At 54.6% G+C, this 18,845-nt stretch carries 17 protein-coding genes; 4 read left to right on the top strand and 13 right to left on the bottom strand.

Annotated elements, in window-relative coordinates; all coding sequences use genetic code 11:
• Positions 1 to 3: 3 nt before the first annotated feature.
• The 13 genes from lpxA to rpsB form a co-directional block, all read right to left on the bottom strand.
• The gene (gene lpxA / locus J2Y91_RS12635) at positions 4 to 792 is read right to left on the bottom strand and encodes an acyl-ACP--UDP-N-acetylglucosamine O-acyltransferase (RefSeq protein ID WP_048915003.1); all 789 of its coding nucleotides are present in this window, start codon (positions 790 to 792) and stop codon (positions 4 to 6) included.
• A gap of 3 nt (positions 793 to 795) precedes the next feature.
• Entirely contained in the window at positions 796 to 1,251 is a 456-nt protein-coding gene (fabZ, locus tag J2Y91_RS12630) for a 3-hydroxyacyl-ACP dehydratase FabZ (RefSeq protein WP_048915002.1), read from the bottom strand.
• A 160-nt stretch (positions 1,252 to 1,411) separates the two neighbouring features.
• Positions 1,412 to 2,434 (bottom strand): UDP-3-O-(3-hydroxymyristoyl)glucosamine N-acyltransferase, encoded by a 1,023-nt coding sequence (gene lpxD, locus J2Y91_RS12625; RefSeq protein WP_253538477.1) that lies wholly within the window; start codon positions 2,432 to 2,434, stop codon positions 1,412 to 1,414.
• Positions 2,435 to 2,437: 3 nt separating this feature from the next.
• Complete coding sequence (gene skp / locus J2Y91_RS12620; RefSeq protein WP_048915000.1) at positions 2,438 to 2,935, bottom strand: molecular chaperone Skp; 498 nt, start codon at positions 2,933 to 2,935, stop codon at positions 2,438 to 2,440.
• Positions 2,936 to 3,059: 124 nt separating this feature from the next.
• Positions 3,060 to 5,465: an outer membrane protein assembly factor BamA gene (gene bamA, locus J2Y91_RS12615; RefSeq protein ID WP_253538474.1), complete on the bottom strand. Its 2,406-nt coding sequence runs from the start codon at positions 5,463 to 5,465 to the stop codon at positions 3,060 to 3,062.
• Between the two features lie 55 nt (positions 5,466 to 5,520).
• A complete protein-coding gene (gene rseP / locus J2Y91_RS12610) occupies positions 5,521 to 6,870 on the bottom strand; it encodes a sigma E protease regulator RseP (protein WP_048914998.1) in 1,350 nt (449 codons plus the stop codon).
• A 9-nt stretch (positions 6,871 to 6,879) separates the two neighbouring features.
• Complete coding sequence (gene cdsA / locus J2Y91_RS12605) at positions 6,880 to 7,737, bottom strand: phosphatidate cytidylyltransferase (protein ID WP_099754165.1); 858 nt, start codon at positions 7,735 to 7,737, stop codon at positions 6,880 to 6,882.
• Positions 7,738 to 7,755: 18 nt separating this feature from the next.
• Positions 7,756 to 8,508 carry a (2E,6E)-farnesyl-diphosphate-specific ditrans,polycis-undecaprenyl-diphosphate synthase gene (gene ispU / locus J2Y91_RS12600; RefSeq protein WP_048914996.1) on the bottom strand — a complete coding sequence of 251 codons (753 nt, stop codon included), beginning with the start codon at positions 8,506 to 8,508 and terminating at the stop codon, positions 7,756 to 7,758.
• Between the two features lie 173 nt (positions 8,509 to 8,681).
• Positions 8,682 to 9,896 (bottom strand): 1-deoxy-D-xylulose-5-phosphate reductoisomerase, encoded by a 1,215-nt coding sequence (gene ispC / locus J2Y91_RS12595; RefSeq protein ID WP_253538471.1) that lies wholly within the window; start codon positions 9,894 to 9,896, stop codon positions 8,682 to 8,684.
• Between the two features lie 134 nt (positions 9,897 to 10,030).
• Positions 10,031 to 10,588, bottom strand: a complete 558-nt coding sequence (gene frr, locus J2Y91_RS12590; RefSeq protein ID WP_048914994.1) for a ribosome recycling factor — start codon at positions 10,586 to 10,588, stop codon at positions 10,031 to 10,033.
• A gap of 119 nt (positions 10,589 to 10,707) precedes the next feature.
• A complete protein-coding gene (gene pyrH, locus J2Y91_RS12585) occupies positions 10,708 to 11,433 on the bottom strand; it encodes a UMP kinase (protein WP_048914993.1) in 726 nt (241 codons plus the stop codon).
• Between the two features lie 154 nt (positions 11,434 to 11,587).
• Positions 11,588 to 12,439: a translation elongation factor Ts gene (gene tsf, locus J2Y91_RS12580; protein WP_048914992.1), complete on the bottom strand. Its 852-nt coding sequence runs from the start codon at positions 12,437 to 12,439 to the stop codon at positions 11,588 to 11,590.
• A 171-nt stretch (positions 12,440 to 12,610) separates the two neighbouring features.
• Positions 12,611 to 13,336, bottom strand: coding sequence for a 30S ribosomal protein S2 (rpsB, locus tag J2Y91_RS12575; RefSeq protein ID WP_048914991.1), 726 nt, complete (start codon positions 13,334 to 13,336; stop codon positions 12,611 to 12,613).
• A gap of 375 nt (positions 13,337 to 13,711) precedes the next feature.
• On the opposite strand from rpsB, the gene map reads away from it, so the two are divergent.
• The 4 genes from map (at position 13,712) to J2Y91_RS12555 (ending at position 18,804) form a co-directional block, all read left to right on the top strand.
• Entirely contained in the window at positions 13,712 to 14,506 is a 795-nt protein-coding gene (gene map, locus J2Y91_RS12570; protein WP_133624412.1) for a type I methionyl aminopeptidase, read from the top strand.
• Positions 14,507 to 14,600: 94 nt separating this feature from the next.
• The gene (glnD, locus tag J2Y91_RS12565) at positions 14,601 to 17,258 is read left to right on the top strand and encodes a bifunctional uridylyltransferase/uridylyl-removing protein GlnD (protein WP_133624414.1); all 2,658 of its coding nucleotides are present in this window, start codon (positions 14,601 to 14,603) and stop codon (positions 17,256 to 17,258) included.
• A gap of 96 nt (positions 17,259 to 17,354) precedes the next feature.
• Entirely contained in the window at positions 17,355 to 18,179 is an 825-nt protein-coding gene (dapD, locus tag J2Y91_RS12560; RefSeq protein ID WP_048914988.1) for a 2,3,4,5-tetrahydropyridine-2,6-dicarboxylate N-succinyltransferase, read from the top strand.
• A gap of 232 nt (positions 18,180 to 18,411) precedes the next feature.
• Positions 18,412 to 18,804 (top strand): DUF3461 family protein, encoded by a 393-nt coding sequence (locus J2Y91_RS12555; RefSeq protein ID WP_048914987.1) that lies wholly within the window; start codon positions 18,412 to 18,414, stop codon positions 18,802 to 18,804.
• Positions 18,805 to 18,845: the final 41 nt, after the last annotated feature.

The raw sequence follows: 18,845 nt of genomic DNA, 5'->3' as shown, positions 1-18,845 counted from the left end.
GAGTTAACGAATCAGACCCCTTGTGGAGCGGGCAAAGAAGTCATAAAACGGCTGAACTTCCGGATGCGCTTTGGCGATTTCAGCAATCTCCGGCTTCACTTCATCCAGCGTCTTGCCGCTGCGGTACAGCAGCTTATACGCTGCAGTAATCGCATGCAGTGCCTCTTTGCTGAAGCCACGGCGCTTCAGGCCCACCAGGTTAACGCCGAACGGCGTGGCATGGTTGCCCTGAGCAATGACGTAAGGAGGAACGTCCTGCGCCACACCGGAGCAGCCGCCGACCATCACGTGCGCGCCGATAACGCAGAATTGATGCACCGCCGTCATACCACCAATGATGGCATGATCGTCCACTGAAACATGGCCCGCCAGCGTCGCGTTGTTGGCCAGAATACAGTGATTACCCACCACGCAGTCGTGCGCCACGTGCGCGTTCACCATCAGCAGATTGTCGTTGCCGACTTTCGTCAGCCCTTCAGCCTGTGAGGTGCCACGATGAATGGTCACGCTTTCACGAATGCGGTTACGGTCGCCAATCTCAACCCGGGTAGGTTCACCCGCGTATTTCAGATCCTGATTAGCTTCACCGATCGAAGCAAACTGGTAGATGGTGTTGTCTTTACCTATTGAGGTGTGACCATTGACCACTACATGAGATTTCAGAACGGTGCCTTCACCGATCGAGACGTTCGCACCCACGGTACAAAACGGACCAATCTGGACACCCGCACCAATAATGGCGCCTTCTTCTACGATCGAGCTGGGATGGATTACGGCGGTGCTATCAATCACGAATTAAGCCTCCCGGCTGCGGGCACACATCATCGTTGCTTCGCAGACAATTTTTCCGTCAACGGTGGCCACACCTTTAAAGCGGGTAACACCACGGCGGGTTTTCTCGAAGGTGACTTCCATGATCATCTGATCGCCAGGTACCACCGGGCGCTTGAAGCGCGCTTCGTCGATACCGGCAAAGTAATAGAGTTCGCCCGGTTCCAGTTTTCCAACGCTTTTAAACGCCAGAATCCCCGTCGCCTGTGCCATTGCTTCCAGAATCAGCACGCCCGGGAAAATCGGTTTACCAGGGAAATGGCCCTGGAAAAACGGTTCGTTAACCGAGACGTTCTTGACTGCACGCAGAAACTTATTTTCTTCGAAATCAAGTACGCGGTCGACCAGCAAGAACGGGTAACGGTGCGGTAAAAGTTCAATAATCTCTTCAATCTGCAGAGTATGAGTTTCAGTAGTCAAAATACTCTTCCTGTCCTAAAAATTCTGATGGCATCAATAACACGGCCTGCAACAATCTGTCGATCGTCCGCAGGCCGCAAATCATGTTCTGTACGCTTAGCTTTAGCTTTCCCTGCTAGCATATTGTAATTATGAAAGCCGGGCAGCGTAGTGCGATCGCTTAGTCTTTACCGACCTTGCGCTCGATGGCTTTTAAGCGTTTGCTTATTTCATCGATGCTCAGCACCAGAGCTGCAGTTTTGCGCCAGGTTTTGTTGGGCTGTAACGGAATGCCGGAAGAGTATACTCCAGGTTCAGTGATAGGTCGCATCACCATTCCCATCCCTGTGACGGTAACTTTGTCACAAATTTCCATGTGGCCATTAATCACGCTGGCCCCACCAATCATGCAGTAGCGGCCAATTTTAAGGCTGCCCGCCATGATGACGCCACCCGCAACCGCGGTATTGTCACCAATCACAACGTTGTGTGCAATCTGGCACTGGTTATCTATGATAACACCATTCCCGATTTGGGTGTTATCCAGCGCGCCGCGATCGATGGTGGTGCAGGCGCCAATCTCCACGCGGTCACCAATGATGACGGTGCCAAGCTGCGGGATCTTCACCCAATTGCCACGATCGTTAGCGTAACCGAAGCCATCAGCGCCGATCACTGTGCCTGACTGGATCAGACAGTCGCTACCAATCTGCACTTCATGATAGACAGAGACGTTGGCCCACAGGCGGCTGCCTGCGCCAATCTGCGTCTTTTTACCGATGAAGCAGCCCGGGCCAATAACCACGTTATCAGCAAGTACTACATCAGATTCGATCACCGCGTTAGCGCCAATCGAGACGTTACTCCCCAATTTTGCGCTCGCATCAATCACGGCACTTGGGGCAATGTTTTGGGCTGGCTGCGGCGTGGTGTCCAGCAGTTGCGCCATACGGGCGTAGGTCAGATACGGGTTTTTAACCACCAGCGCTGCGCCAGGGAAAAATTCACGGTCCGCTTCAGAGAGCACCACAGCGGAAGCCTGACAGGCTGCGAGCTGCTCACGGTAACGGCTGTTTGAGAGAAACGTGATCTGACCGGTTTGGGCGGATTGCATAGAAGCAATGCCGGAGATGGCGATATCGCCATCTCCGTGCAATTCTGCATCCAACTGCTGGGCTAAATCAGCCAGTCGAATTGAAGGCATGGCTTATTTAACCTGTTTCAGAACATCAGCAGTGATGTCTTTAGATTTAGCAGCATAAGCAACCGCGTTCTGATCGATAACAACGTCATAACCTTCGTCATCAGCAACTTTCTGCACGGCGTCCTGGATACGGCTCAGGATTTTATTACGCTCTTCCATCTGACGACGGCGGTTGTCCTGCTCGAAAGCCTGAGCTTTCGTGGAGAAGGCTTCACGCTGTGCCATCACGTCTTTTTCCATCTTGCTGCGATCGCTTGCCTTCATGGTCGAGCCGTCACGCTGCAGACGCTGCATTTTGGCTTGCAGATCGCGTTCCATACCCTGCAACTCGGTTGCACGGCCTTTGAACTCGTTTTCCAACTGTTTCGCAACGGTCGCACGCGCTGGTAACTGTTGGAAAATGCTGGAAACGTTCACCACTGCAATTTTATCAGCAGCCTGAGCACCGGCGGAAACCGCCAGAGCAATACCCAGACCTGCGGCACACAACAACTTTTTCACTATAAAACTCCTTACCATCAACGTTTGTGTCACGGACACATGTGTTGCGCTTTATCGTGGCCCGCGTACGGGCCAGGATTAAACAGCGCGATACTCTCTTGCTACGCTTCCGTGCAAAGGCGAATTACCAGGTTTTACCAATGTTAAACTGGAACTGTTCGGCCTTATCTCCGTCATACTTTTTGAACGGCTGAGCGTATGAGAACACCAGCGGCCCCAGCGGCGACATCCATTGCAGTGCCAGACCGGCTGACATACGGATGTTGCTTGGATCGCTATAGTCTGGGATACCCGCCGCACGCGTTTCGGCAGTGTTTTCCCATTTGGTATCCCAAACGGTACCCGCATCAACAAACAGCGAGGTACGGACTGAGTTAGCATACTTCTCACTCAGGAACGGCGTTGGTGTGATCAGCTCGGCGCTGGCGACAGCCATCGCGTTACCGCCGATAGCATCATCGGAATTACATACCGGGCTGCTGCCAGAACAATCGGAAGAACCGTTGTTCAGGTAAGCCGCTTTCGGGCCGATGTTGTTAGAACGGAACCCACGTACGGAGCTGGAACCACCGGCGTAGAAGTTCTCGTAGAACGGCATCTCTTTACCGTTCAGACCATCGCCATAGCCTACGCGACCACGTCCCAACAGCACCCAGGTACGATCCTGATTCAGCGGCAGATACTGTTGTGTATCCAGCGTAGCCTTGTAGAAGGCATTATCAGAACCCGGAATAGTCACTTTACCATTCAGGTTAGTACGGTTACCTGACGTTGGGAAGAATCCGCGGTCAAGGGTGTTGTACGTCCAGCCGTAGTTAAAGGTGAAGTCATCCGCCGAGAAATCTTCATCGCCGGTCAGCGATGGGTTTTGCCCGACAGAGCGCAGGTAACGCCACATGGCGATCTGCGGCTGCATGTTGGAGAGGCTGTTATGCACATAGCCCAGACCCACACGCAGGGTGTTATTTTCATTGACCGGGAAGCCCAGCGTGCCGTCTACACCGTAACTCTTGTTGGTATAGTCAGACAGATCGGCATCATCCGCTTTAAAGTCGTTATAGAAAACACGACCGCCCAGGCTGACACCGTCGACCGTGAAGTACGGGTCGGTCAGTGAGAATTCAGCATAGGTCTGATAGTCATTCTTGGTTCCGCTGATGCCAACGGTATTACCGGTGCCGAGCCAGTTATCCTGGGTCACGCCAGCCTGGAAGCTGACGCCGCTTTCGGTACCGTAACCGACGCCGAAGTTCAGCGTACCGGTGTTACGCTCTTTCACCTTGTAGACCACGTCAACCTGGTCAGGTGAACCCGGCACACGCTGGGTTTCGGTATCAACGGTTTCGAAGTAGCCGAGGCGATTCAGACGTTCTTTACCCTGCTCAACCAGATTGCTGCCTAACCAGGCACCTTCCATCTGGCGCATTTCACGGCGCAGCACGGAATCTTTCGAGGTATCGTTGCCCTCAAAGCGCACTTTACGCACGTAGTAACGGTTACCGGCGTCCACGTTGATACGCAGTTTAACGGTCTTGTTCACGTCGTCGATTTCAGGCTGCGTCTGTACGCGTGGATACGCGTAGCCGTAACGGCCCAGCAGCTTCTTGATATCGTCTTCAATGCGCGTCACTTTCGAGCCGTTGTACAGCTCACCCGGGGTGATTTTGCTCAGCGTTTCGATTTCGGCAGAGTGCCCCGCCAGGTTACCGCTAACGGTCACACCTGAAAGCTTGTACTGATCGCCTTCGTTGATGTTCACCGTGATGTAGATACCCTTTTTGTCCGGCGTCAGGCTGACCTGCGTCGAATCAATGTTGAAACGGGCATAACCGCGGTCCAGATAGAAGCTGCGCAGGGTTTCAAGGTCACCGGCCAGTTTTTGCTTCTGGTACTTACGGTCACCCACCACGTTCCACCATGGCACCTCATCACGCAGCTGGAAGCGGGAGATCAGTTCATCAGAGCTGTAGGCCTTGTTACCGACGATATTGATCTGCTGGATCTTCGCAGAAACCCCTTCGGTAAACACCAGCTTCAGGTCAACACGGTTACGCGGCAGCGGAGTAACAACGGCTTTGACGCTGGCGCTGTATTTACCCACGCTGTAGTAGAAGTCTTCCAGGCCTTTCTCAATGGAGGAGATCGTGGTGCGATCCAGTGCTTCACCCACGCGCACGCCAGAGGCTTCGAGGTTCTGCTTGAGCATATCTTCTTTCACCGCTTTGTTGCCGGAGAAAGTGATGCTGGCAATCGTTGGGCGCTCTTTCACCTGAACGATCAGCGTGCCGCCGTCGCGCAGGACCTGAACATCCTCAAAATTCCCGGTCGCAAACAGCGCGCGAATGGTGTTACTGAGATCTTCATCGGAGACAGTGTCCCCAACGCGGACGGGCATACTGAGCAATGCCGCACCGACGGCGACTCGCTGCAGGCCTTCGAAATGAATATCCTTCACTACGAATCCGTCTGCACCGTATACGGTAGCGCTGCTAAGCAGCAGCGACGCTATGAGCAACTTTTTCATCGCCATCGTGTTTATGCATTCTTCCTAACTGGTTCTCGCGAATAGTTTGCCTGCTGGCAGACTATAGCCTTGAGAAATCATTGAATAGCGCAAGCCCCATTAACAGCACCAGCACAATCGAGCCGATACGATAACTGAAGTCCTGAACTCGCTCGGACACCGGCCCTCCCTTGATCTTTTCGATCAGCAGGAACAGCAAATGACCACCATCTAACACCGGCAGTGGGAACAGATTGATAATCCCCAGGTTCACGCTAATCAGAGCGAGGAACATCAGGTAGTAAATCAAACCATATTCCGCTGACATCCCAGCTCCCTGCGCGATCGAAATCGGGCCGCTGAGATTGTTCAACTTCACATCACCGACAATCAGTTTGCCTAGCATGCTTACCGTAAGCTTCATCAGCTGCCAGGTTTTTTCACTGGCCTCACCGATTGCTGCAAACGGGCCATACTGACGCACCGTTCTGTACTCATCTGGCAGCGGGACAATGCGCGGGATAACGCCGGCAAACCCTTCTGCTTTGTTACGAGGATTTACGTCCGGCGTCAGCGTCAAATCGACGGTGCTGCCCTGACGTTCTACCTCCAGCGCAATTTCTGTACCTGGATTGTCACGCACGGTGGCAACAAAACTTTGCCACTGGTCCAAAGGCTGACCATCGACTTTAACGATCCTGTCGCCCGCTTGCAAACCTGCCTTGCTGGCAGCGGAGTTCTTCTGCACCTGCGCCAGCACCGATTCGATCTGCGGGCCGCGCGGCTGGATGCCCAGTGAAGCCACCGGATCCTGCTTGTCTGGCTCAAAGTGCCAGTTGCGCAGGTTCACGGTTTTATCACGGGTCTGCTCGCTGCCAAATGGGGCGACGGTAACGACGGTACTCTCGTCGCCAATTCTCGCCACCAGTGCCATGCGCACAGCATCCCAATCAGGCGTTTCGATACCGTCAACGGCTTTAAGTTCCGTTCCTGGCGCAATTTGAGCTTCTGCGGCAGGTGAACCGCTCACTATTTCGCCAACCACCGGGCGCACGCCAGGTACGCCGATGATAAACACCAGCCAGTAAGCAAAAATGGCAAAGATGAAATTCGCTATCGGGCCAGCGCTGATAATCGCGGCACGTTGCAAAATGGTTTTATTGTTGAAGGCCTGATGGCGCAGTTCCGGCGGCACGCTCTCGACGCGCTCATCCAGCATCTTGACATAACCGCCGAGCGGGATCAGTGCGATAACATACTCGGTACCCTGCTTGTCAGTGCGCCGCCACAGCGCTTTGCCAAAGCCAATCGAAAAACGTTCGACTTTTACGCCACAGCGGCGGGCCACCCAAAAGTGGCCGAACTCATGCACGGTGATTAAAATCCCCAGCGCAACGATAAATGCAGCAAAACTCCAGAGTACGCTCAGCATAGTGTTTCCCTACAGCGTCCCAAAGACCAGCAACAGCAGGCAGGCAAATACCGGTACCGCAGCGGTGAGGCTGTCAATACGGTCGAGAATGCCGCCATGCCCGGGGATCAGGCTCCCGCTATCTTTGATGCCCGCTTCACGCTTGAACATACTCTCGGTCAGGTCCCCCAGCACCGAGGCCAGCGCGGCGATAATCGAGCAAATCAGCAGTGTTGCAAGCGATACCTGCAGCGGGGCAAACACGCTGAACAGCCAGGAGATCAGTGCCGACGTCGCTAACCCGCCGAGGAAGCCTTCCCAGGTTTTGCCCGGTGAGACTTTTGGTGCGAGTTTGTGCTTGCCGAACAGCTTGCCAAACATATAAGCACCGGAGTCCGCTCCCCATACGAGAACCATCACGTACAGCAGCCACCAGGCGCCGGCAAAGTGGTCTTCCTGGTAGTGATACTGGCGCAGCGCCAGCATGCCCCAGAAGAACGGCACGATAGTCAGCAGACCGAATATCAGGCGAATGGCGCGTGAATGGCGCCAGAAGGTAGCAGAATGGGGATAGAACAGCACCAGCGCCAGCGCGACGATCCACCAACCGAGGGAAGCCCAAAGTGGGCCGCCAATCTGTGGCAGATGCACGGAGTGCTGGTAAGCAGGCAGTGTGAACAGCATAAAGGCCAGCAGCAGTCCGCACAGCAGCGCCAGCCAGACGCGCTGTGAGCGCGCTGCAAAGCCTGCCAGCTGGCCCCATTCCCATGCGGCCAGCATGCAGATCGCTAACAGGGTGATGGCAAACCCTAACGGCGGCAGCAAGAACAGCGCTGCAATGACGATGGGAATCAATATAAACGCGGTAATCAGGCGAGACTTTAACAAAGATTACCCCCAGTGCGCTTATGCGCCGCCGGGTGCTGCGCCGCCAAACCGGCGCTCTCGTTGTGCAAACGCATTCAGTGCACCTTCAAAAACTTGTTCATCAAAATCAGGCCAAAGAGTATCGGTAAACCAAAACTCTGCATAGGCGACTTGCCACAGCAGGAAGTTACTGATCCGATGCTCTCCCCCGGTCCTTATTACCAGATCCACAGGCGCCAGTTCATTCAGGCAGAGATGCGGTGCCAGGCTCTCTTCTTCGATCTGATCCGGTCGAAGAAGCCCTTCCTGGACCTGCTCTGCAATTTTTCTGACGCCATGGATAATATCCCAACGACCGCCATAATTTGCGGCTATGTTGAGCGTTAGTCCATTATTTTGTTGAGTAAGTTCCTCAGCACGGCGAATACGCTCCTGTAAACGGGCGTTAAATCGGCCGATATCGCCGATAATTTTCAACCGGACATTGTGCTTGTGCAGACTTTTAACTTCGCTGTCGAGTGCCCAGACGAACAACTCCATCAGCGCTAACACTTCCTGCTGTGGACGATTCCAGTTTTCGCTACTGAAGGCATAAAGCGTGAGCGCATCCAGCTTATTGCTGACGGCAAAACTCACGGCGCGGCGCACGGATTTCACTCCCGCTTTATGACCAGAAATACGCAGCTTGCCCTGGTTTTTAGCCCAGCGGCCATTGCCATCCATAATGATGGCCACATGGCGGGGACCGTTCCCCTGCTGGTCATCGGTTTTTAATTGATTTTCGGACGACATAACGCGTAACTATTTCCTTATTCAGAAATACAACGGCTTCTGAAATATCTCACCCGCCCGGCGCAAATGAACCGTACAAATACGATTCGCTTATCCGCTTTATCACGTCGCTGGCTCTGGACGGTGGGGCAAGACTATACCACCTCCGCCCAGCGCTCACAAATGGCGGCGCGTTAAAACGCGCTGACTCGCCCTGCCGCAAAACGTGGCAGCAGCGCTGTCGCTGCTGCGCGTGCCTCGCCGTCAATGGCAATCACCGCCTCAACGCTTTGCGGTTCATGACACTGCAGCGTTTCCAGCACCGCCACATTCAGCGCGGCGATATCGGTAAAGCGGATTTCAGACGCGAGGAAAGCGGCCACCGCAATCTCATTTGCCGCATTCAGCGTGGTGGTCGCCGCCTGCCCGTTGATACTGGCATCAATCGCCAGCTTCAGGCAGGGGTAACGTGCGTAATCAGGTTCAGCAAAGGTCATGGCCGACATACGCGTAAAATCGAGTGGTTGGGCACCTGAGTTTACGCGCTGCGGCCAGGCCATGGCATGAGCGATTGGCGTACGCATATCCGGCGAACCGAGCTGGGCAATGACGCTGCCATCACGGTAGCGCACCATCGAATGGATCACCGACTGCGGATGCAGAATGACTTCCATCTGGGCGTCTGTGGCATTAAACAGCCAGCGGGCTTCGATATATTCCAGGCCTTTATTCATCATGGTGGCCGAATCAACGGAGATTTTTCTCCCCATCGTCCAGTTAGGATGCGCACACGCCTGGTCGGGCGTCATATGGCTTAATTCAGCCAGCGGCGTGTCACGAAACGGGCCACCTGACCCCGTGAGGATAATGCTATCAATGCCATTATCCTCCAGAGAAGCGTACCCTAACTGCTGCTGGAGGGAAGCAGGCAAACTCTGAAAAATGGCGTTGTGCTCGCTGTCGATGGGCAACAGCTGGGCGCCGGAAGCGCTCACCGCCTCCAGAAAAAGGCGGCCGCAGGTGACAAGCGACTCTTTATTCGCCAGCAGCACCTGTTTTCCCGCGCGGATTGCGGCCAGGGTAGGCAATAATCCTGCCGCGCCGACAATTGCCGCCATCACCTGGTCAACATCATCCAGCGCGGCCAGATCGCAGATCGCCTGCTCGCCGCTCATGACTTCGGTCGCCAGATTGAGCTCTTTCAGACGAAGTCGCAGAGCGGCGGCCGCCCCGCTGTCTGACATCGCGGCATAAGTCGGGCGAAATTCAACGCACTGTTCAACCATCAGTTCGACGTTACGCCCGGCAACCAGTGCTTTAATGGCGAACAGATGGGGGTTAGCGCGCACGACGCCGAGCGTACTGGTACCAATAGATCCGGTTGAACCAAGGATGGTCAATTGCTTCATGAGGTTGCTCTGTATAAACCCGCTCAGGAGAAGAATCACCCTCTGCCGGGAAAGTTAACAAACGCAAAACGCCGCCAGACTGACCCTTCATACGAACGGTAATCTGTGCGGCGTTTCATCGGATTATGATGGGATCAGAAGTCCATCAGCTCCGCTTCTTTCTCTGCCAGCGCAGCATCAATTTTCTTGATACCGACGTCGGTCATTTTCTGGATCTCTTCCTGTGAGCGACGATCGTCGTCTTCACTGATCTCTTTGTCTTTCAGCAGCGCTTTCACTTTGTCGTTAGCATCACGACGCACGTTACGCACGGATACGCGGCCCTGCTCGGCTTCGCCGCGCACGATCTTGATCAGATCTTTACGACGCTCTTCGGTCAGCGCTGGCAGCGGAACGCGAATATCGGTGCCCGCTGACATTGGGTTCAGGCCCAGGTCGGAAGACATGATCGCTTTTTCAACTGCGTTGCTGATAGAACGGTCAAACACGTTGATTTTCAGCGTGCGGGAGTCTTCTACCGTGACGCTTGCCAGCTGGCGCAGCGGAGTAGCAGAACCGTAGTAATCAACCATGATACCGTCGAGGATAGCCGGAGATGCACGGCCAGTACGGATCTTGCTGATGTTGTTTTTGAATGCTTCTACGCATTTTTCCATGCGTACTTCTGCATCTTTCTTGATGTCGTTAATCACGTTGAAACCCTTGGATTCTGTTTGATCCACCAGCTTTCGACAGTGCCGAAAGCCGTTCAAATGCATTTAAAGATAGTTCTGACAGGCAGAATATACCTTATTTTAACCGCAGACTGATATCAATGCGTAATCAGCGTGCCTTCTTTTTCACCCATCACAACGCGACGCAGTGCGCCCGGCTTGTTCATATTGAACACGCGGATAGGCAGTGAATGGTCGCGAGCCAGCGTAAAGGCGGCCAGATCCATCACTTTCAGCTCTTTTTCCAGCACTTCGCTGTAGGTCAGCTGTTCGTGCAGGGTTGCATCCGGGTTCTTCACCGGGTCGGCAGAGTACACGCCGTCAACCTTGGTCGCTTTCAGCACCACATCGGCTTCGATTTCGATGCCGCGCAGGCAGGCTGCGGAGTCAGTGGTAAAGAATGGGTTACCGGTACCGGCGGAGAAAATCACCACGCGGTTGTTGCGCAGCAGGCTAATGGCTTCAGCCCAGCTGTAGTTGTCGCACACGCCGTTCAGTGGAATAGCGGACATCAAACGGGCATTGACGTAGGCACGGTGCAGTGCATCACGCATCGCCAGGCCATTCATCACGGTTGCCAGCATACCCATGTGGTCACCGACAACGCGGTTCATGCCTGCCTGAGCCAAGCCAGCACCACGGAACAGATTACCACCACCGATCACCACACCTACCTGAATGCCCAGCTCTACCAGTTCTTTGACTTCCTGAGCCATGCGATCCAGCACGCTGGCATCGATGCCAAAGCCTTCAGCGCCTTGCAGGGCTTCGCCACTCAGTTTCAGAAGAATACGTTGATATACAGGTTTTGCATTGGTCGCCATGGTTTTTTTCCTGGAAGCTATGTCGAAAAGGGGTGTTGACTGTGTGCGGTATCATCCTAAAAGCGCCAGAGAAATGCTATTGGGATGAGACTGAAAATGCGCTGTCGAAAGACAGGCAAAAAAGAACCGCCGTTTGGCGGTTCTTTTAGAGCAATTAAGACTGCTTGGACATCGCCGCAACTTCTGCTGCGAAATCGGTCTCAGCTTTCTCAATGCCTTCACCCACTTCGAAGCGGATGAAGTTAGTGACGTCTGCATTTTTCTCTTTCAGTGCCTGACCCACAGTTTTTGATGGGTCAATAACGAAAGGCTGGCCAGTCAGAGAAACTTCACCGGTGAATTTCTTCATGCGGCCTTCAACCATTTTCTCTGCGATCTCTTTTGGCTTACCAGACTGCATCGCGATGTCCAGCTGAACCTGGTACTCTTTCTCTACCACTTCAGCAGACACGTCTTCTGGCTTAACGAATTCTGGCTTGCTCGCGGCAACGTGCATAGCCAGCTGCTTAACCAGCTCTTCATCAGCATTGGTAGCGGCAATCAGAACGCCGATACGCGCGCCGTGCAGGTAGGTACCCAGCAGGTCGCCTTCCAGGCTTGCAACGCGACGAATGTTGATGTTCTCACCGATTTTAGCAACCAGTGCAACACGCTCTTCTTCGAACTGGGCTTTCAGCACTTCAACATCAGTGATTTTACCGGCAACAGCCGCGTCCAGCACTTTGTCAGCGAATGCCTGGAAACCAGCATCTTTAGCAACGAAGTCAGTCTGGCAGTTAACTTCCAGAATCACACCGTAGTTGCCTTCGATTTTGGTTTTGATCACGCCGTCAGCAGCCACGTTGCCTGCTTTCTTAGCCGCTTTGATTGCGCCAGATTTACGCATGTTCTCAATGGCCAGCTCGATGTCGCCATTGGCTTCAGTCAGCGCTTTCTTACAATCCATCATGCCAGCGCCAGTGCGCTCGCGCAGTTCTTTTACCAGAGCAGCGGTAATATCAGCCATTCTCTAATCCTCGGTTAGCTCAGCATCTGCAATTACAGAAGCCTTAACGGGAAACATTCTGCCCCGCTGAATTTTCTTTCAGCAAAGCGAACTCGAAAAAATAAAGGGGCCACAAAGGCCCCTTACAGATTCACATCTGATTTTTAAGGGCTCTTAACAGAGCAAGCCTTATTACTCAGCTTCGGCGAAGGTTTCTTCTGCCTGCTGAGCCAGGTCCTGAGAGCGACCTTCACGTACAGTGGTAGCCACTGCAGTCAGGTACAGGCTAACAGCACGGATTGCATCGTCATTACCTGGGATAATGTAGTCAACACCGTCTGGATCAGAGTTGGTATCAACGATAGCAAACACTGGGATACCCAGGTTGTTTGCTTCTTTGATAGCAATGTGTTCGTGGTCTGCATCGACAACAAACAGTGCGTCTGGCAGGCCGCCCATGTCTTTGATACCGCCCAGGCTGTTTTCCAGCTTGGCCAGTTCACGAGCGCGCATCAGCGCTTCTTTCTTAGTCAGTTTGTCGAAGGTGCCATCCTGAGACTGAGTTTCCAGATCTTTCAGACGTTTGATTGACTGACGAACGGTTTTCCAGTTAGTCAGCATACCACCCAACCAGCGGTGATTAACGAAGAACTGGTCGCAGCTCAGAGCGTGCTCTTTTACCGCTTCGCTTGCAGCGCGCTTAGTACCAACAAACAGAATCTTACCTTTACGGGAAGAGATCTTGCTCAGCTCAGCCAGGGCTTCGTTGAACATTGGTACAGTTTTCTCAAGGTTGATGATGTGAACTTTGTTACGCGCGCCGAAGATGAATGGCTTCATTTTCGGGTTCCAGTAACGGGTCTGGTGACCGAAGTGTACACCGGCCTTGAGCATGTCGCGCATGGAAACAGTTGCCATGATTACCTCTATAGATATAGTTTGGGGTTAAGCCTCCACGTATCCCGTACAACCGACCCATCGGCTCTTTCGAACCAGCAAGGCACCCCGGCGTAGGTGTCGATACGTGTGTGTTATTTACACATAGTGAGATTTATGCGTTTCTCAATCTGGCGAAGAGACTCACCGAACAGAGAATCGTCGGCGCGCTTTATACCATAAAGCCGCAGCTGTAGCCAACAATTGTTACCCTTGCGGCCCGAATTAAATGACTGCCGCAGGCCACAGCATGGCTGAGACCACAAACTGCAATTGGCAGCGTCGGGGCAGGCTGATACCATTGCAGCACTTTCTTTATATTATTGTCGACAATGACGACAAATGTGGACCGAATGAATGGCTATCTCAATTAAAACCCCTGAAGAAATCGAAAAAATGCGCGTTGCCGGTCGCCTGGCGGCTGAAGTGCTTGAGATGATTGAAGAGCACGTCAAGCCTGGCGTCAGCACCGGTGAGCTGGACCGTATCTGCCACGATCACATCGTTAATAAACAGCATGCGGTCTCCGCCAGCCTCGGCTATCACGGCTTCCCGAAATCCGTCTGCATTTCGGTCAATGAAGTGGTGTGCCACGGTATTCCGAGCGACGACAAAATTCTCAAGGACGGCGACATCGTCAATATCGACGTCACCGTGATCAAAGATGAGTATCACGGCGATACCTCAACCATGTTTATCGTGGGTAAACCCACGATTCAGGGCGAGCGCCTGTGCCGCGTCACCCAGGAGAGCCTCTACCTGGCCCTGCGTATGGTGAAGCCGGGTATCCGCCTGCGCACCATCGGTCGTGAGATCCAGAAGTTTGTAGAGGCGCAGGACTTCTCGGTGGTGCGTGAGTACTGCGGCCACGGCATCGGTAAAGGCTTCCACGAAGAGCCGCAGGTACTGCACTACGACGCGGATGACGGCGGTGTGGTGCTGCAGGCCGGTATGGCCTTTACCATCGAACCGATGGTCAACGCCGGTGATTACCGCATCCGCAGCATGAAAGATGGCTGGACCGTAAAAACCAAAGATCGCAGCTTGTCCGCACAGTACGAACACACTATTGTGGTAACGGAAAACGGCTGCGAAATAATGACGCTGCGCAAAGACGACACCATCCCGGCGATACTGACGCACGAGGATTGATTCGGTGTAGGGGCTGATCTTATTTTTTGGTCAGCCCGCATGCAGAGTACCAGGCCGGCGCAAGCCGGTTTTTTTATGTCTTAGGGGCGGTGAAATGAATAAAGATGTAACTGAAGCCAGCATCCTGAAAAAGCTCACCAAAGCGCCGCGACGCTGGGAAGACCGCGAGCTGAATCGCGACACGCTGAAGCATCACCTTGATGTTTTCCAGCAGCATCTGGCCGCCGCGTTCGACGCCGGGCAGGATGTGGAGAGCCTGATCGATGCGCGCACCCTGTTTATTGACCGCCTGCTGCGGCGGCTGTGGCGCTTCTATGGCTTCCCGGAAAAAGAGGGCGTCGCGCTGGTCGCCGTTGGCGGCTATGGCCGTGGCGAGCTGCACCCGCTCTCCGATATTGACGTGCTGATCCTCAGCCGCAAACCGCTGTCCGATGAAGATGCCCAGCGCACCAGCGATCTGCTCACCCTGATGTGGGACCTGAAGCTGGAAGTTGGCCACAGCGTGCGCACGCTGGAAGAGTGCCTGCTGGAGGGGTTATCCGACCTTACCGTCGCCACCAACCTGATTGAATCGCGCATGCTGACCGGCGACCTCGCGCTATTCCTTGAGCTGCAGAAGAACATTTTCAGCGATGGCTTCTGGCCTTCTGACCGCTTCTTCGCCGCCAAAATCGAAGAGCAGCAGGATCGCCACCAGCGCTACCACGGCACCAGCTACAACCTGGAGCCGGATATCAAAAGCAGCCCCGGTGGCCTGCGCGATATCCACACGCTGTTATGGGTCGCCCGCCGCCACTTCGGCGCCACGTCGATGGACGATATGGTCGGCTTTGGTTTCCTGACCGAAGCCGAGCGCAATGAACTCAACGAATGCCAGAGCATGCTGTGGCGTATTCGCTTCGCCCTGCACCTCACCCTCACCCGCTACGACAACCGCCTGCTGTTCGACCGCCAGCTCAACGTGGCCCAGCGTCTGAACTATCAGGGTGACGTCAACGAACCGGTCGAGCACATGATGAAGGACTTTTTCCGCGTCACGCGCCGCGTGGGTGAGCTCAACCAGATGCTGCTGCAGCTGTTTGATGAGGCGATCCTCGCGCTTGGCACCGACGAGAAACCGCGGCCGATGGATGAAGAGTTCCAGCTGCGCGGCACCCTGATTGACCTGCGGGATGAGACCCTGTTCGCCCGGCAGCCGGAAGCGATCATGCGCATGTTCTGGGCGATGGTGCGCACGCCAAAAATTACCGGTATTTACTCCACCACCCTGCGCCATCTGCGCCACGCGCGCCGCAATCTGAAGCAGCCGCTCTGTACCATCCCGCAGGCGCGCGAGCTGTTCCTGTCGATCCTGCGGCACCCAGGCGCGGTGAGCCGGGCACTGGTGCCGATGCATCGCCACAGCGTGCTGTGGGCCTATATGCCGCAGTGGAGCAACATCGTCGGCCAGATGCAGTTTGACCTGTTCCATGCCTATACCGTTGATGAACATACCATTCGCGTGCTGCAAAAGCTGGAAAGCTTTGCCGACGAACGCACCCGCCCGCGCCATCCGCTGTGCGTGGAGCTGTGGCCGCGCCTGCCGCAGCTGGAGCTGCTGCTGATGGCGGCACTGTTCCACGATATCGCCAAAGGGCGCGGCGGCGACCACTCGATCCTCGGCGCGCAGGACGCGCTGGAGTTCGCCGAAATGCACGGCCTCAACTCACGCGAAACCCAGCTGGTTGCCTGGCTGGTGCGCCACCACCTGCTGATGTCGGTGACCGCCCAGCGCCGCGATATTCAGGACCCGACCGAGATCCAGCAGTTCGCCGAAGTGATGCAGAACGAAAGTCGCCTGCGTTACCTGGTGTGCCTGACGGTGGCCGATATCTGCGCCACCAATGAAACGCTGTGGAACAGCTGGAAGCAGAGCCTGATACGCGAACTGTTCTTCGCCACCGAGAAGCAGCTGCGGCGCGGCATGGAGAACAGCCCCGACCTGCGCGAGCGCGTGCGCCATCACCGCCTGCAGGCGCTGGCGCTGCTGCGTATGGACAACATCGATGAAGAGGCCCTGCACCGTATCTGGGGCCGCTGCCGCGCAGACTATTTCCTGCGCCACACGCCTAACCAGCTGGCCTGGCATGCGCGCCACCTGATGAATCACGACCTCAGCAAGCCGCTGATGCTCGTCAGCCCGCAGGCGACACGCGGCGGCACCGAGATCTTTATCTGGAGCCCGGATCGTCCCTACCTGTTTGCCACCGTAGCCGGGGAGCTGGATCGCCGTAACCTCAGCGTCCACGATGCGCAGATCTTTACCAGCCGCGACGGCATGGCAATGGATACCTTTATCGTGCTGGAGCCGGACGGTAGCCCGCTGGCGCCGGATCGCCATGAGATGATCCGCCAGGCGCTGGAGCAGGCGATCTGTCAAACTCACTGGCAGCCGCCGCGCATGCGCCGACAGTCGGCAAGGTTGAAGCATTTTAGCGTTGATACCGCGGTGAATTTCTTACCCACACACACTGACAGACGAACGTATCTGGAATTAGTGGCGCTCGATCAGCCCGGGTTACTGGCACGCGTTGGCGAAGTGTTTGCCGACTTAAACGTGTCGCTGCACGGCGCGCGCATCAGCACCATCGGTGAACGCGTCGAGGATTTATTTATCCTCGCCAACAGCGATCGTCGGGCATTAGACGCAGATTTGCGCGAAGTGCTGCAACAACGGTTGACAGAGGCCCTTAATCCAAACGATAAAGTGTGACCCAGATTTACTTTTTATCAGTGCCAGCGCGTGATTCTGCCGCAGCGGAATCGTTTTCGTTGAATATGCGTCGGCAAAACCAGGAAGAGACTAACTATGCAACAGTTACAGAGTGTTATTGAGGCTGCTTTCGAGCGCCGTGCGGACATTACCCCAGCCAACGCGGATACCGTTACCCGTGAAGCGGTTAACCAGGTTATTGCCCTGCTCGACAGCGGTGCCCTGCGCGTGGCTGAGAAGATCGACGGTCAGTGGGTGACTCACCAGTGGCTGAAGAAAGCGGTGCTGCTCTCTTTCCGCATCAATGACAATCAGGTAATGGAAGGCGCTGAAAGCCGCTACTACGACAAAGTCCCGATGAAATTCGCCGACTATGACGAAGCGCGCTTTAAGAAAGAGGGCTTCCGCGTGGTGCCACCTGCCGCGGTGCGTCAGGGTGCATTTATCGCCCGTAACACCGTGCTGATGCCTTCTTACGTCAACATTGGTGCCTATGTTGATGAAGGCTCGATGGTGGATACCTGGGCGACCGTGGGCTCCTGTGCGCAGATTGGTAAAAACGTGCACCTGTCCGGCGGCGTGGGCATCGGTGGCGTACTGGAACCTCTGCAGGCCAACCCGACAATCATCGAAGACAACTGCTTTATCGGCGCCCGTTCTGAGATCGTAGAAGGCGTGATCGTGGAAGAAGGCTCGGTGATCTCAATGGGCGTTTATATCGGCCAGAGCACCAAAATCTTTGACCGCGAAACCGGCGAAGTCCACTTCGGTCGCGTTCCGGCGGGTTCAGTAGTGGTTTCCGGCAACCTGCCATCCAAAGACGGTACCTACAGCCTGTACTGTGCGGTGATTGTGAAAAAGGTTGACGCCAAAACCCTCGGCAAAACCGGCATCAACGAACTGCTGCGTACCATCGACTAATCTCGTCTGCGGGCTGCCACGGCGGCCCGCCCTCTCCTGTAACGTTAACTTTACGTTTCTTCTGCGAACTACCTCTTTCACGCCGCGAAACAAGTGATGCTATTGCGCACAATCTGAGCCATAATCCGCGCCAGAAAAATCCTGTTCTTAAATTAACCGATCCTTTTCCGTTTTTCGGATAGCGACTACATTGATCGCATCTGGATCGAGTGTCTCCTTAAAGGAAAATGCTATGTACGATAATTTGAAAGGTCTGGGCATTGCAACGCCGGAAGATATCGACCGTTACAGCCTGCGTCAGGAAGCGAACAACGACATCCTGAAAATCTATTTCCGCAAAGACAAAGGCGAGTTCTTTGCCAAAAGCGTGAAATTTAAATATCCGCGTCAGCGTAAAACTGTGGTGGCTGATAATGCCAGCCAGGGTTACAAAGAAGTGCAGGAAATTAGCCCTAATCTGCGCTATGTGATTGACGAACTGGATCAGATTTGCCAGCGCGATCAGGTAGAAGTCGATCTGAAACGTAAAATTCTCGACGACCTGCGTCATCTGGAAAGCGTTGTTTCTAATAAGATCGCAGAAATTGAATCAGACCTGGATAAACTGACCCGCAACGGTCGTTAAAATAAATAAGGGGTGACCGGAAAAGAAGGTCACCCCCTACG

Origin of the sequence: Erwinia aphidicola (assembly GCF_024169515.1) — a bacterium.
GTDB lineage: Bacteria > Pseudomonadota > Gammaproteobacteria > Enterobacterales > Enterobacteriaceae > Erwinia > Erwinia aphidicola.
The sequence above is the reverse complement of the archived record's forward strand: the minus strand, read 5'-3'. Positions and strand labels throughout refer to the sequence as shown.

Coding starts and splice junctions, on each gene's coding strand:
- dapD (WP_048914988.1), top strand. CDS start 17,355: ATGCAACAGTTACAGAGTGTTATTGAGGCTGCTTTCGAGCGCCGTGCG.
- ispU (WP_048914996.1), bottom strand. CDS start 8,508: ATGTCGTCCGAAAATCAATTAAAAACCGATGACCAGCAGGGGAACGGT.
- bamA (WP_253538474.1), bottom strand. CDS start 5,465: ATGGCGATGAAAAAGTTGCTCATAGCGTCGCTGCTGCTTAGCAGCGCT.
- pyrH (WP_048914993.1), bottom strand. CDS start 11,433: ATGGCGACCAATGCAAAACCTGTATATCAACGTATTCTTCTGAAACTG.
- rseP (WP_048914998.1), bottom strand. CDS start 6,870: ATGCTGAGCGTACTCTGGAGTTTTGCTGCATTTATCGTTGCGCTGGGG.
- tsf (WP_048914992.1), bottom strand. CDS start 12,439: ATGGCTGATATTACCGCTGCTCTGGTAAAAGAACTGCGCGAGCGCACT.
- rpsB (WP_048914991.1), bottom strand. CDS start 13,336: ATGGCAACTGTTTCCATGCGCGACATGCTCAAGGCCGGTGTACACTTC.
- map (WP_133624412.1), top strand. CDS start 13,712: ATGGCTATCTCAATTAAAACCCCTGAAGAAATCGAAAAAATGCGCGTT.
- lpxD (WP_253538477.1), bottom strand. CDS start 2,434: ATGCCTTCAATTCGACTGGCTGATTTAGCCCAGCAGTTGGATGCAGAA.
- J2Y91_RS12555 (WP_048914987.1), top strand. CDS start 18,412: ATGTACGATAATTTGAAAGGTCTGGGCATTGCAACGCCGGAAGATATC.
- glnD (WP_133624414.1), top strand. CDS start 14,601: ATGAATAAAGATGTAACTGAAGCCAGCATCCTGAAAAAGCTCACCAAA.
- ispC (WP_253538471.1), bottom strand. CDS start 9,896: ATGAAGCAATTGACCATCCTTGGTTCAACCGGATCTATTGGTACCAGT.